The sequence below is a fragment of the Rhodococcus sp. Leaf278 genome, from assembly GCF_001426085.1.
Classification (GTDB): domain Bacteria; phylum Actinomycetota; class Actinomycetes; order Mycobacteriales; family Mycobacteriaceae; genus Rhodococcoides.
Window position 1 is genome coordinate 359,758 of sequence record NZ_LMRR01000012.1, and the last position, 13,274, is coordinate 373,031.

Below are 13,274 nucleotides of genomic sequence, written 5' to 3' on the forward strand. Positions count from 1 at the left end.
GGAGCCTGCAGTGACAGACACCCAGTTCGATTACGTCGTCGCAGGAGGGGGCACGGCGGGATGTGTGCTCGCCGCGCGATTGAGCGAGGATCCCTCGGTCAGCGTCTGCCTTGTCGAAGCAGGGCCGACCGATGTCGGTGACAAGGCGATTCTCGAACTGGCGGAGTGGATGCATCTGCTCGACTCCGGTTACGACTGGGACTATCCCGTCGAACCTCAGGAGCGGGGCAACAGCTTCATGCGGCACGCGCGCGCGAAAGTGCTCGGCGGCTGTTCGTCGCACAACTCCTGCATCGCTTTTCATCCGCCCGCCGAAACCCTCGACGATTGGGCTGCAGCCGGCGCGACCGGATGGGGCGCGTCGGACATCCTTCCTTTTGTCGCCCGCGTGGAGAACAACGACACCGGCCGTGGACAGGACGGCCCCGTGCGAATCCGCGACGTGCCGCCGAACGATCCCTGCGGTGCAGCAGTGCTCGAATCGGCGGCCGGAATAGGGCTTCCCACCGTCGAGTTCAACCGCGGGACGCCGGTACTCAACGGTGCGGGTTGGTTTCAGATCAACGCGGGAGAAGACGGCTCGCGTATGTCGACCTCCCATGCGTACCTGCACCCGATCATCGGCTCACGGCCGAACCTGGAGGTGCGCACCGACTGCTGGATCAGTGAGATCCTGATCGACGAGTCGCTGACCGCGACGGGTGTGCGGTATCAACGGCCCGACCTGACCGGCTACGACACCGTGTCCGCGCGTCGCGAGGTGATTGTCACCGCCGGTGCCATCGACACGCCGAAGTTGTTGATGCTCTCCGGAATCGGGCCGGCGGCTCAGCTGCAGGAGATGGGAATCACGGTGCGAGTCGACTCGCCCGGCGTGGGCGAGAACCTCGACGACCACGTCGAAGGGCTGGTGTTCTGGGAGGCGAGCAAGCCCATGGTCACCACCTCCTCGCAATGGTGGGAGATCGGAGTGTTCGCCCAGACCGACTCGTCGCTGAACTATCCCGACGTCATGATGCATTACGGCAGTGTGCCGTTCGACATGAACACCCTGCGGTGGGGCTATCCGACCACCGACAACGGCTTCTGTCTGACGCCCAACGTGACCCAAGGCCGCTCGCGCGGCACGGTTCGATTGCGCAGCAGGGACTTTCGCGATCGCGCCAAGGTGGATCCGCGCTATTTCACCGACGCAGACGGCCATGACGACGCGGTGATGCTCGCCGGTTTGAAGCTTGCTCGTCGGATCGCGTCGGATGGTCCGATGGCCGGCTGGATAGAACGTGAACTCGCGCCCGGGCCCGAGGCCGTCACCGACGACGATCTACTCGACTACGTGCACAAGACGCACAACACGGTGTACCACCCGGCCGGTACCGCCCGGATGGGATCGGTGGACGACGCGATGGCCGTGCTCGATCCCGAGCTTCGCGTGAAAGGAATATCACGTCTGCGCGTCGTCGACGCGTCGGCGATGCCGAAGCTGCCATACGTCAATCCGAACATCACGGTGATGACCATGGCGGAGAAATGCGCCGACCTGATCCGTGGCGGATAGACCGGCGCTCACCGAGTTCCTCGGCGCACACCCACCGTTCCAAGGCGCGTCACCTGCGTTACTGACCGACATCGCCCGAGCAGCTGTGGAACGCGACTATGCCGGTGGCGCATGGGTTGTGGGCCCGACGCCCACGCCCGACGTGGCCGACACCGTATGGGTGGTGCGTACCGGTCGAGTGGTGATCGTGCACCCCGACGACACCTCGCCCGCCGACAGACCGATCGACACCATCGGTCCAGGTGGGGTCTTCGGTTTCTCGGCATTGCTCGCCGGCGGGACGGTCGAATTCTGCGCGCGCGCCACCGAGCCGAGCACTGTCCTTCGATTGCCCGGGGAGCTGATCCGACCGCTGTTCGCAACGCCGACCGGGCTGGCGTTTCTGGCCGATGCCGTCACCTCGGCCACCACGCATCGCGGTGGGGCGGCCGAGGGTAGTTCCGGCCGTGCCGTCGGCGAACTGCTGTCGGCACCGCCGGTGTTCACATCCGCAGGTACTTCTGTCCGAGATGCGGTTCGGCACATGACCGAACAAGGCAGCTCGTACGTCCTGGTTCCGCTGCGCGGTTCACGCTACGGAATATTCACCGACCGTGACCTCCGAGTGCGTGTTGTCGCTGCCGGAATCGGCGTCGACACCCCGGTCGAGCGAGTCATGACGTCGCCCGTCGAGACCGTCACGGCTGACCGACTTGCCGGCACCGTCCTGATGGACATGCTCGAGCTGGGGCTGCGGCACATGCCCGTGGTGTCCAGCCGAGGTGAGGTTCTCGGCGTCGTCGAAGATTCCGATCTGCATGCCGCGTCCACCCGTCGCAGCTTCGTGGTTCGTCGTGCGGTGACCTCGGCGTCGACTTCGGCCGAACTCGCCGACGCCGGACGGCTCGTTCCGGGACTGGTGGTGGATCTGTTCCGGGGCGGGACCGACGCCGTGGCGGTCAGCGCGATCCTGTCCGTCGTGGTCGACAGCCTCGTCCGCCGAGCCGTCGAGATCGAATGGTCGGCGCGGCCGGAAGTGCCGCGCGACCGGTTCGCCTGGATCACCCTCGGCAGTGTGGCGCGTCGGGAAGCCATGCCGTCCTCGGACGTCGACAGCGCATTGACCTGGTCCGACACCACCGCGGACCCCGGCTCGCGAGGGAAATCGAGCGCGGTGTCGAGAACCCGCGACGAGGCGCTGATGGACTTGGCCGATCGTGTCCACGTGAGCCTCGACGGTGCCGGGCTACCATCGGACACCAACGGGGCGGTCGCGAGCTCGCCCCGATTCGCGCGCTCGGCCGGTCAGTGGGAACGGGCCGCGGCCCACTGGCTCAGCAACCCCTTCGGCGATCGAGGAAACCCGGCTGGTGACTCCGGTCTCATCATGTCCTCGCTGATGATCGACGGCAGGGTGGTGTGGGGCCCACGAGAGCTGAACACCGTGCCCGAGGCGTATCGCCGGCTCCTGGTCGACAACCCCGATGCACTGCGGTTGCAGCTGCGTGATGCGCTCGCAGGCCGGGCCCGGTTGCGCTCCCTGCGAGACGTGCTGGCTCGGCGCGGCGGAACGTTCGATCTCAAGGCCCATGCCCTGACGCCCATCGTCAACCTCGCTCGGTGGGGTGGGTTGTCGGTCGGCATCGCCTCGTCCTCCACCCCCGCGCGGCTCGCGGCGGCGTCGGGCAACGGCATGCTCTCCGAACGCGATGTCGCCACTCTGACCGAGGTGTTCGAGATGCTGCAGCGTCTGCGACTGTCGCACCAGATCGATCAGATCTTGGCAGGGCATCGGCCCGGTGACGTGCTGGTCATGGCCGATCTGTCACCCCTCGAGCGCAGTCTGCTCACCGACGGAGTCCGAGAGATCGCCGCGGTGCAACGCCGGGTCGGCTACCTGGCTGCCAATGTCGGCGTGCATCGCTGAGCGTCAACCACCAGACTGTGTGCCGTGACCACCAATCCCGTGAGCGTCCCTACCCCGTCCACCGTCGAGCACTCTCGGTTGGCGGAATCGCCCGGCGTCAGCGGCCCGTGGCGTCAGTGGGGGCCGTACCTGGCAGGACGGCAGTGGGGCACAGTGCGCGAGGACTACTCCGAAGACGGGAACGCGTGGGCGTCGTTCCCGTTCGATCAGGCGCACAAGCGGGCATACCGCTGGGGTGAGGACGGAATCGGGGGAATCTGCGATCGTTTCGGGTTCCTCAATTTCTCGTTCGCACTGTGGAACCGCAAGGACCCGATCCTCAAGGAACGGCTGTTCGGTCTCGCCAACGAAGAGGGGAATCACGGCGAGGACGTCAAGGAGTACTTCTGGGCTGTCGACGGAACACCGACGCACAGCTGGATGCAATGGCTCTACCGCTATCCACACGCGGAATATCCCTATGCCCAACTGAGGGAAGAGAATGCCCGACGCGGCCGTGACGACCGCGAGTACGAGCTGGCCGACACCGGGATCCTCGACGAGAACAGATTCTTCGACGTCCAGGTCACGTATGCGAAGGCATCACCCGACGACATCTGCATCACCATCTCCATCACCAACCACGGACCGGAGGCAGCGTCGGTCGATCTGCTGCCGCACCTGTGGCTGCGCAACACGTGGTCGTGGGGCCGCGACGACCGCGGCGGTGTCCTGGATCGGTTGACCCCACCGGACCTACTGGCCGGTGGTCTCGAAGCCATTGCCGTCGACCATGGATTTCTGGGACGCTACTACCTCAGTGCCGAGGGAACGCCGTCACTTCTGTTCTGCGACAACGAAACCAACGCTCAGGCGCTGTGGGGTCAGGAGAACGTCTCGGCCTATCCCAAGGACGGAATCGGGCGGCGAGTGGTCGACGGCGACGTGGATGCCGTCAACCCCGAGCAGACCGGAACGAAGGCCGCATTCTGGTATCGGTTCGACGACATCGCATCCGGTGCAACGGAATCGGTCAAACTGCGCCTGTCGCCCAACCGGCCGGACGAGCAGACGTTCGGGACCGGATTCGACGCGGTCACCCTCGATCGTCGAGTGGAGGCGGACGAGTTCTACGGTGCAGTGATCGGTGCCGATCTCACCGACACCGATCGGCACGTGGCGCGGCGCGCGTACGCGGGACTGTTGTGGACGAAGCAGCTCTACCGGTACGACGTCGAAGAGTGGATCGAAGGCGACAAGGTGGGGGCACCGGCCCCGGATTCGAGGCAGGACCCGCGCGGTCGAAACGCGCACTGGCGTCACCTCGCGTTGGCCGATGTGATCTCGATGCCCGACGAGTGGGAGTACCCCTGGTTCGCAGCCTGGGACTTGGCATTTCACGCGATTCCGCTGGCGCACGTCGACGCCGATTTCGCCAAGGAACAGTTGGTTCTGATGTGCCGAGAATGGGCCATGCACCCCAACGGTCAACTGCCGGCGTACGAATGGGAATTCGGTGACGTCAACCCGCCGGTCCACGCGTGGGCGGCATGGCACGTGTATCGCATCGACGGCTATCGGGATCGCGAATTTCTGGTTCGAGTGTTCACCAAGCTGTTGCTCAACTTCGCGTGGTGGGTCAACCGCAAGGACTCGGAAGGGTCCAACATTTTCGAGGGCGGCTTCCTCGGAATGGACAACATCGGATTGTTCAATCGTTCCGCACCGCTGCCCCCGGGGTTTCGCCTCGAGCAGTCCGACGCAACGAGTTGGATGGCGTTCTACTGCCAGCAGATGTTCAAGATCGCCTTGGAGCTCGCGCGGCACGACAGCGCCTGGGACGACGTCGCAACCAAGTTCTTCTCGCACTTCCTCTCCATCGCGAAAGCGGTCAATTCCTTCGGTTCGCAGCACATTTCGCTGTGGCACGAGGAAGACGGGTTCTTCTACGACGTCCTGGTTCAACCCGAGGGCGATGCGGTACCGATGCGGGTGCGATCCATGGTCGGACTCCTTCCCATTCTCGGTGCAACGGAAATTCCGCCCTGGGTCGAGGCCGAATGCCCGGATCTTGCCGCGCGGCTGCGGTGGGTGCAGCATCGTCGGCCCGAAATGGTCTCGCCGCTGCTGGCGCGGCGAGAAGGCAACGAGGTGCGTCTCTTGCTGACGCTCGTCCAGCCCGAGCGTCTGAAGCGGATCCTGGCGCGCATGTTCGATTCGGAAGAGTTTCTGTCGGAGTTCGGAATTCGATCGCTCTCGGCCTCGTACCGCGAGCCGGTGACCTTCGACGTCGATGGCCGCAGTCTGTCCATCGAGTACGAACCGGGGGAGTCGCGAACCGGAATGTTCGGTGGCAATTCCAACTGGCGTGGCCCGGTGTGGTTCCCGGTGAACGTGCTGCTGGCCGACAAGCTCCGCGCCTACGGTCGGTACTACGGCGACTCGTTCACCATCGAGATCCCCACCGGATCGGGCAACCACCGCACTCTGACCGACGCGGCCGACCTGATCGACAACGGCCTGGCCGGCCTGTTCCGGCCGGTCGACGGCAAGAGGCCGGCGGACGGCAACCGGATCGAATCCAGTGCCGACCCACTGTGGAGCGAGCACCCCAGCTTCAACGAGTACTTCGACGGCGACACCGGAGAGGGACTCGGTGCCACCCACCAAACGGGATGGACCGCTCTGGTTGCGCACCTGCTCAGGCCACGTTTGCCGCTGTGAGGGCCTGCGGCCCACGTGCACGGAAATTCGTAGCCCACTACGAAGTTCCGCGCACATGCGGCGGAGCCGCATAGTCTGGCGGGATGAAGATTCGCGGCGCAGTACTCGAAGAAATCGGCCGATCACGTCCCTTCGCGGACTCGCATCCCATTACGGTCTCCGACCTCGAACTCGGCTCGCCGGGCGACGGCGAATTGCTGATCAGAATCGAAGCCGCCGGCCTGTGTCACTCGGACCTGTCGGTAGTCGACGGCAATCGAGTGCGTCCGGTCCCGATGTTGCTCGGCCACGAGGCCGCAGGCCGCGTCGAGGAGGTGGGCGCGGGCGTCGAGGACATCGAGGTCGGGACCCGTGTCGTCATGACATTCCTGCCGCGTTGTGGTGACTGCGCCGGGTGCGCCACCGACGGCCAGATGCCCTGCGTCGTGGGAAGCGCGTCGAACAATGCCGGCACGTTGCTCGGCGGAGGCATCAAGTTGCACCGTGACGGGGAAGAGGTCAAGCATCACCTCGGAGTGTCCGGATTTGCGACACACGCGGTGGTCAGCCGAAAGTCGGTGGTCCCGGTGGACGACGACATCCCGGCCGATATCGCAGCCGTCCTCGGGTGTGCGGTATTGACCGGCGGCGGTGCAGTTCTCAACGCGGGAACTCCGAAGCCAGGGCAGTCGGTGATGGTGGTCGGCCTCGGCGGAGTAGGCATGGCGGCTGTTCTGACGGCCGTCTCGGTGGGTGCCGGTGAGGTGATCGGTGTCGACGGTGTCGCGGACAAGCTCTCCACCGCAACTGATCTCGGCGCAACTCAGGTCTACTCACCCGCCGAGGTCGCCGAGAAGGGCATCAAGGCCGACATCGTGATCGAGGCCGCAGGTAATGCCCGCGCCTTCGAGACTGCCGTCGCGGCAACCGCTCCCGGTGGTAAGACCATCACCGTGGGACTCCCCGCACCCGACGCGCGATCGTCCATCTCGCCCTTGGGCCTGGTGGCGGAAGCGCGCACGATCATCGGCAGCTACCTGGGCTCGGCCGTCCCGGCACGCGATATTCCCACGTACGCCCAGATGTGGCGCGAGGGTCGACTCCCCGTCGAGAAGCTGATCTCCTCGCGTATCACGTTGGACGAGATCAACCGCGGCATGGACGAATTGGCCGACGGTAACGCAATCCGTCAGGTCATCGTCTTCGACTGAGCATCAGCTCTGCGAGGCCGTGGCCACCCAACGGCCACGTTGCTTCGAGATCTCGATGGGATGGTCGAAACAGACACTGATGTTCTCGGTGGTCAGCACAGTGTCGACAGCCCCTTGCGCCAGTACTTTTCCGTTGCGGACCAACAGTGCGTGCGTCGTCGACACCGGGATTTCCTCGAGGTGGTGGGTCACCAGAATGCTCGCCAGGTTCGGGTGCTCGGACCGCAGTGAGTCGAGCGCGGTCAGAAGTTGTTCGCGGGCAGCGAGATCGAGCCCGGTAGCGGGCTCGTCGAGCAGCAACACCGCCGGATCGGGGAGCAGGGCGCGAGCGATGAGCGCTCGGCCACGTTCGCCCTGCGACAGCGTGTGCCAGGACGCTTCGGCGCGATGGGTGACGCCGAGGGACTGGATCAGCCGGCGCGCGCGGGCTACCTGGGTCTCGGTGGCCGACCATCTCGGGATCAGGTCTGGAGTGTTGGTCAGCCCGGTCAGCACCACCTGGAACAACGTCAGTGGAGCGTCGATCCTCAGCCGTGGATCGACGTGGCCGATGTTCGTCCGCAACTCCCGCATGTCCACCCGGCCGAGGCGATGACCCAGAACGTGGACGGCACCGTGGGTGGGATGGACGACGGCACCCAGCAAACTGAGCAGGGTGCTCTTACCGGCACCGTTGGCACCGAGCAACACCCAATGCTCGCCTTCGTCGACCCTCATCGTGGCATCGCTGAGTAGGTATCGGCCCCCGCGGACCAGATCGACTCGGTCGGCGAACAGAACGGTGGACGTCACCGGACGACCGTAGCTGCCGGTGCGAAGAGCGGGGAAAGTAGGCTCTGAGGTCAGTAAGGCCTCGAGACGACGACGAAAAGAGTGTGGACGAGACGTGAGTGCAACGGCACCTGTTCGAGTAGGGGTACTGGGATCGCGCGGCAAGGTCGGGCAGGCGATCTGCGCTGCCGTCGACGCAGCCGACGACCTCGAGCTCGTGGCCACCGTCGACCAAGGCGATCCGCTGGCGAACTTCGTCGATTCCGGCGCGCAGGTGGTGGTCGATTTCACTCACCCCGATGTGGTGATGGACAACCTGCAGTTCCTGATCGAGCACGGCATTCATGCCGTTGTCGGTACCACCGGTTTCGACGAGCCGCGGCTCGAACAGGTACGTGAATGGCTGGCCGGATCGCCGGACACGGGAGTGCTGATCGCCCCGAACTTCGCCATCGGTGCCGTGTTGTCGATGCGCTTCGCTCAGCAGGCCGCTCGGTTCTTCGACTCGGTCGAGGTGATCGAACTGCATCACCCCAACAAGGCCGACGCGCCGTCGGGCACGGCCTATCGCACTGCTGCGCTGATCGCCGAAGCGCGCGCCGCCGCAGGCACTGCGCCCAGCCCCGATGCGACGACGACCGAATTGGACGGTGCCCGCGGTGCAGACGTCGACGGAGTGCGTGTGCATTCGATCCGGCTCGCGGGACTCGTTGCGCATCAAGAGGTTCTGCTGGGGACGCAGGGCGAGACGCTGAGCATCCGGCACGATTCGCTGGACCGTACGTCGTTCGCTCCGGGAGTGCTTCTCGGAGTCCGAGAGATCGCCGCTCGACCAGGTTTGACCGTCGGTCTCGACCCACTACTGGATCTGTGAGCTGATCGACTGTGAACAAAGCGACCAAAGTCGTCGCCATCATCGCGGTGATGGTGCTGATCCTCGGCTTCTACTTCTTCTTACTCGGCCAGCGCGGAGTGACTCTGATCCAGAACGGTGGGGTAGCCAGTATTGCCCTGGGGATCGGGGTCATCCTCCTGCCGATCGTCGGATTGTGGATCGTGTGGGCGACGCTCAAAGCGGGGTTCGACCATCAGCGGCTGGCGTCACGGATGCGGGAGGAAGGGCTCGAACTCGACGTCGACGACCTCCCGCGGATGCCGTCGGGACGGATCGAACGCACTGCCGCAGACGAGATGTTCCAGCAAATCAAGGCCGAGTGGGAAAAGGATCCGGACAACTGGAGAAGCTCGTACCGGCTTGCGCGGGCCTACGACTATGCGGGCGATCGCGGGCGGGCTCGCGAGACCATGAAACGCGCTGTGGAACTGGAACGGGCCGAGAGCTGACGGTCGATGGCGCGCACTCTGCTGGTGGTTCATCACACTCCGAGCCCGCTCACTCGCGAGCTGCTGGAGGCCGTTGTCTCCGGCGCGCGTGATCCGGGGATCACCGGTGTCGACGTCCGCAGTGTCCCTGCTCTCGGCGCGACGGTCCCGGATGTGTTGGATGCCGACGGTTTCCTCTTCGGCACGCCTGCCAATTTCGGCTACATGAGCGGGGCGCTCAAGCACTTTTTCGATACCGTCTACTACCCGTGCCTGGACGCCGTCGCCGGAAAGCCCTACGCCGCATGGATTCACGGGAACAACGACACCGTGGGTGCCGCACGCGGTGTCGAGGCCATCGCGTCGGGCTGGGGACTCGAGAAGGTGTTCGGCACCCTGCACCTCGCCGAAGGAGGCAGGGCTGCTCGCGATCGCTGCTACGAGCTGGGCGGTACGGTCGCGGCGGGACTGTCCGACTGAAAGAGTCAGTCGGAGTCGGCGGGGGAGTGCGGTCGCAGAACGTCGTCGGCCGGGATCGACAACGGAATTTCCAGAAGCCGTTCCGGCCAACTCGGGTACGCGGGTCTGATCCAGACCCGGTTGTCGTCGAGTTGCGTCATCAACACCCGACGCCACTGCCAATCGTCCTGCGGGGTGAGGAGATCGGTCTCGAGCTGCAGAGGCAGCGGGGCTTTTGTCCAGTGCGGCAACGACAGTGATGCCAGTCCGCGTTCCTCCAGGGCGGAAATCGCGTCTTCCAACGACACACCCTGCGCAACAGTGATTCCCACCGGATTGACGGCGTCGACCAGATATCCCTCGTCGTTTTCGTCCTCGGCGTTCAGTTCATTCGAGCTGTGGGCGACAGTCCATCCGATCACCTCACCGTCCGAGGCTCGCTTCACCGGCAATCTGCTACGCCACCGTTCGATGTCCACTCCCTCGAGCTTACGCGGCTCGATGTAGTGAGTTCGGTGAAGAAACTATGTGCGATTGTGAGCAGGCAGGGCGGTCCTCGTGTTTGACTGCATGGGTTAGTTGATCTTTGTACCGCTCTCCATACCAAGGGATTTCGATGACCCTCCCCATTCTCGACCGCTCCAGAATCGTTGCTACGCCCGAGTGGAGTCGCTGGTTGATACCACCGGCAGCACTGTCGATCCACCTCGCGATCGGGTCTGCATACGCATGGAGCGTCTTCAAGAACGCCATCTCACAACCCGATGCGCTCGGACTCAGTGGAACCGTCACTGCTATTCCGTTCCAGCTGGCCATCGTGATGCTCGGCCTGTCCGCCGCAATCTTCGGGACCAGAGTGGAGAAGAACGGTCCGCGCTGGGCGATGGCCGTTTCGCTGGTATTCTTCGTATCCGGCCTGCTCATCTCCGCCCTCGGCATGGCCCTCGGCCAGTTCTGGCTGGTGATCTTCGGTTACGGGTTCGTCGGCGGTATCGGCCTCGGAATCGGATACATCTCGCCCGTGTCGACGCTGATGAAGTGGTTTCCCGACAGGCCGGGAATGGCCACCGGCATCGCCATCATGGGCTTCGGCGGTGGTGCGCTCATCGCGTCACCGCTCACCAGTCAACTGATGGTGAACTTCGGCGGCTTCACCGATGGTTCGATCGCCAAGACGTTCCTCACCTTGGGCGTCGGCTACGCGGTGTTCATGGCGCTGGGGGTCGTGCTCATCAGAGTGCCCGCCGAAGGGTGGACACCGGCAGGATGGACCCCGCCCGCCTCGTCGGCGATGATTTCCACGCACAACGTCTCGGCCGCGAATGCCGTCAAGACACCGCAGTTCTGGTTGTTGTGGGTCGTGTTGTGCTTCAACGTCACCGCCGGCATCGGAATCCTCGAGCGAGGCTCGGGTATCTATCAGGACTTCTTCCCCGACGCGACCTCGCCCCAATCTCTGGCTGCTGCGGCCGCCGGTTTCGTTGCCTTTCTCTCGCTGACCAACATGATCGGACGATTCGTCTGGTCGTCGGTCTCCGATGTGGTGGGCCGCAAGAACATCTACCGGATGTACCTGGGCGTGGGCGCGCTGCTCTATCTCTACATTGCGCTGTTCACCAATACGAACAAGATCCTCTTCATGGTCGCGGCACTGTTGATCCTGTCGTTCTACGGCGCGGGATTCGCGACCGTTCCGGCCTACCTCAAGGACCTCTTCGGCACGTACCAGGTGGGCGCGATCCATGGACGACTGCTCACCGCATGGTCGGTGGCGGGTGTTCTGGGACCACTGATCGTCAACGCCATCGCCGACGCCGGAGAGCCGGGAACCACCGGCCGATACCTCCCGGCCTTCTACGTGATGATCGGATTGCTGGTCGTCGGGTTCCTGGCCAACGAAGCCATCAAACCGGTGGCATCGAAGTACCACGAATCCGATCACACGGATTCTGCAGCCACCACGGGAGCGAAGGCATGAGCGGCGCACAGAAGCAGGTCACGATGGCGGTCGCATGGGCGTGGGTTGCCGTGCCGTTCGCCTACGGACTGTTCGAGCTGATTCTCAAGGCGAAGAACCTCTTCAGCACCTGACACCGTGTGTCGGTGACTCGTGACAGGGTGGATCGATGCGAGACATGAGCGCTGCGATGGCGCGCCGCACTGCTTTGGCCGCCCAAGGTCTGGCTTCGCGTCGTAGCAGGAGCGCCCCTGCCGGCCGAGCGGCAGTGCATGCCGCGATCGACACAACCGGGCTGTTGCAGATCGACTCCGTGTCGGTGGTGGTGCGCGCGCACTACGCGCCGGTGTTCAGTCGCGTCGGTGCCTACAACAGGAAATTCGTCGACGACGCCGCGTGGACCGACACCACCCGGCGTCCCAGGCGATTGGTCGAATACTGGGCGCACGAGGCGGCGTTGCTGCCGGTGGAGGACTGGCCGCTGATGCGCTGGCGCATGGAGTTGTATCGGCACGGTCGATGGGGCGGAGCCGCTCGCATTCTCGACCGAGAACCGACCCTGGTGGACGATGTTCTCGCTGTGATCGGAGATCACGGTGCATCCAGTGCGGGTGAGATAGAGACGCATCTGGACGTCGAGAAGCCCGGGCGCAAGGGTCCCTGGTGGGATCGAAGCGACGTCAAGGTCGTCTGCGAGCAACTCTTCGCTGCCGGGGTGGTGAGCGTACCGGCACGCTCCGGGTTCGTCCGGCAGTACGAGCTCAGCGAACGGGTGCTTCCCGACGCCGTTCTGCGCAGACAGATCGACGAACCGGATGCTGTGCGGGCTTTGATCGAAAAGTCCTCTCGTGCACTGGGAATCGGGACCGAGCCGGACCTGCGAGATTACTATCGGCTGTCCCAGAAGCAGTCCAAGGCAGCGATCGCCGACTTGGTGGAAGACGGTGTTCTCGAGCAGGTGTCGGTTCGAGGATGGAATGCGCCGGCCTACATGCATCGAGACGCCAGAACACCGCGAACGGCCACCGCGGCCGCCCTGCTGTGCCCGTTCGATCCGATGATTTTCTTCAGGCCTCGGGTGGAGCGGATCTTCGGCTTCCACTACCGCATCGAGATCTACACCCCGCAGCACAAGCGGGTTCACGGCTACTACGTCTTCCCGTTTCTGCTCGACGGCCATTTGGTGGCACGTGTCGACCTGAAGGCGGTGCGCGCCCTGTCCGAACTCCACGTCATTGCGGCCTACGTCGAGGGGGACCGCGACGCCCGCGACATCGCCCCACGCCTGCGTGATGTTCTCCGAGAGATGGCCGACTGGCTCGAACTCGAACGTGTGGTGGTGGGGGAGCGCGGCGACCTCGTAGCAGCGTTGCGCTGAATTCTGCCCAGGTGCGCCAATTCTGCCGA

The 13,274-nt window shown here is 64.4% G+C and carries 12 protein-coding genes; 10 read left to right on the top strand and 2 right to left on the bottom strand.

Going from position 1 to position 13,274, the window contains the following annotated elements; translation table 11 throughout:
• Window positions 1–10 precede the first annotated feature (10 nt).
• The 4 genes from ASG84_RS14425 to ASG84_RS14440 all read left to right on the top strand — a co-directional run bounded on the left by ASG84_RS14425 (window position 11) and on the right by ASG84_RS14440 (window position 7,357).
• A complete protein-coding gene (locus tag ASG84_RS14425) occupies window positions 11–1,558 on the top strand; it encodes a GMC family oxidoreductase (protein WP_057477688.1) in 1,548 nt (515 codons plus the stop codon).
• Complete coding sequence (locus tag ASG84_RS14430; RefSeq protein ID WP_057477689.1) at window positions 1,548–3,464, top strand: putative nucleotidyltransferase substrate binding domain-containing protein; 1,917 nt, start codon at window positions 1,548–1,550, stop codon at window positions 3,462–3,464. Before ASG84_RS14425 ends, ASG84_RS14430 begins: the two co-directional genes overlap by 11 nt.
• A 24-nt stretch (window positions 3,465–3,488) precedes the next feature.
• Entirely contained in the window at window positions 3,489–6,167 is a 2,679-nt protein-coding gene (locus ASG84_RS14435) for an MGH1-like glycoside hydrolase domain-containing protein (RefSeq protein WP_235581660.1), read from the top strand.
• An 83-nt stretch (window positions 6,168–6,250) separates the two neighbouring features.
• The gene (locus tag ASG84_RS14440) at window positions 6,251–7,357 is read left to right on the top strand and encodes an alcohol dehydrogenase catalytic domain-containing protein (RefSeq protein WP_057477690.1); all 1,107 of its coding nucleotides are present in this window, start codon (window positions 6,251–6,253) and stop codon (window positions 7,355–7,357) included.
• Window positions 7,358–7,360: 3 nt separating this feature from the next.
• On the opposite strand, the gene ASG84_RS14445 is transcribed toward ASG84_RS14440, so the two are convergent.
• A complete protein-coding gene (locus ASG84_RS14445; protein ID WP_057477691.1) occupies window positions 7,361–8,149 on the bottom strand; it encodes an ABC transporter ATP-binding protein in 789 nt (262 codons plus the stop codon).
• A 94-nt stretch (window positions 8,150–8,243) separates the two neighbouring features.
• On the opposite strand from ASG84_RS14445, the gene dapB reads away from it, so the two are divergent.
• From dapB to ASG84_RS14460, 3 genes are read left to right on the top strand one after another with little or no spacing between them, the layout of a single operon-like run.
• Entirely contained in the window at window positions 8,244–9,002 is a 759-nt protein-coding gene (gene dapB / locus ASG84_RS14450; protein ID WP_057477692.1) for a 4-hydroxy-tetrahydrodipicolinate reductase, read from the top strand.
• A gap of 50 nt (window positions 9,003–9,052) precedes the next feature.
• Window positions 9,053–9,472, top strand: coding sequence for a hypothetical protein (locus ASG84_RS14455; RefSeq protein WP_057477799.1), 420 nt, complete (start codon window positions 9,053–9,055; stop codon window positions 9,470–9,472).
• Between the two features lie 6 nt (window positions 9,473–9,478).
• A complete protein-coding gene (locus ASG84_RS14460) occupies window positions 9,479–9,931 on the top strand; it encodes a flavodoxin family protein (RefSeq protein WP_057477693.1) in 453 nt (150 codons plus the stop codon).
• Window positions 9,932–9,936: 5 nt separating this feature from the next.
• Here the strand turns inward: ASG84_RS14460 and ASG84_RS14465 are convergent, their stop codons facing one another.
• The gene (locus tag ASG84_RS14465; protein WP_235581661.1) at window positions 9,937–10,389 is read right to left on the bottom strand and encodes a hypothetical protein; all 453 of its coding nucleotides are present in this window, start codon (window positions 10,387–10,389) and stop codon (window positions 9,937–9,939) included.
• A gap of 137 nt (window positions 10,390–10,526) precedes the next feature.
• On the opposite strand from ASG84_RS14465, the gene ASG84_RS14470 reads away from it, so the two are divergent.
• The 3 genes from ASG84_RS14470 to ASG84_RS14475 are packed head-to-tail and all read left to right on the top strand — an operon-like array spanning window position 10,527 to window position 13,245.
• A complete protein-coding gene (locus ASG84_RS14470; RefSeq protein ID WP_057477695.1) occupies window positions 10,527–11,888 on the top strand; it encodes an OFA family MFS transporter in 1,362 nt (453 codons plus the stop codon).
• Window positions 11,885–12,001: an MFS transporter small subunit gene (locus ASG84_RS28760; RefSeq protein WP_442970944.1), complete on the top strand. Its 117-nt coding sequence runs from the start codon at window positions 11,885–11,887 to the stop codon at window positions 11,999–12,001. Before ASG84_RS14470 ends, ASG84_RS28760 begins: the two co-directional genes overlap by 4 nt.
• A 35-nt stretch (window positions 12,002–12,036) precedes the next feature.
• A complete protein-coding gene (locus ASG84_RS14475; RefSeq protein ID WP_057477696.1) occupies window positions 12,037–13,245 on the top strand; it encodes a winged helix-turn-helix domain-containing protein in 1,209 nt (402 codons plus the stop codon).
• Window positions 13,246–13,274 lie beyond the last annotated feature (29 nt).

Excerpts from the sequence above, each read along its gene's own strand:
- ASG84_RS14440 (WP_057477690.1), top strand. The coding sequence starts at position 6,251 with ATGAAGATTCGCGGCGCAGTACTCGAAGAAATCGGCCGATCACGTCCC.
- ASG84_RS14455 (WP_057477799.1), top strand. The coding sequence starts at position 9,053 with ATGGTGCTGATCCTCGGCTTCTACTTCTTCTTACTCGGCCAGCGCGGA.
- ASG84_RS14460 (WP_057477693.1), top strand. The coding sequence starts at position 9,479 with ATGGCGCGCACTCTGCTGGTGGTTCATCACACTCCGAGCCCGCTCACT.
- ASG84_RS14470 (WP_057477695.1), top strand. The coding sequence starts at position 10,527 with ATGACCCTCCCCATTCTCGACCGCTCCAGAATCGTTGCTACGCCCGAG.
- ASG84_RS28760 (WP_442970944.1), top strand. The coding sequence starts at position 11,885 with ATGAGCGGCGCACAGAAGCAGGTCACGATGGCGGTCGCATGGGCGTGG.
- ASG84_RS14475 (WP_057477696.1), top strand. The coding sequence starts at position 12,037 with ATGCGAGACATGAGCGCTGCGATGGCGCGCCGCACTGCTTTGGCCGCC.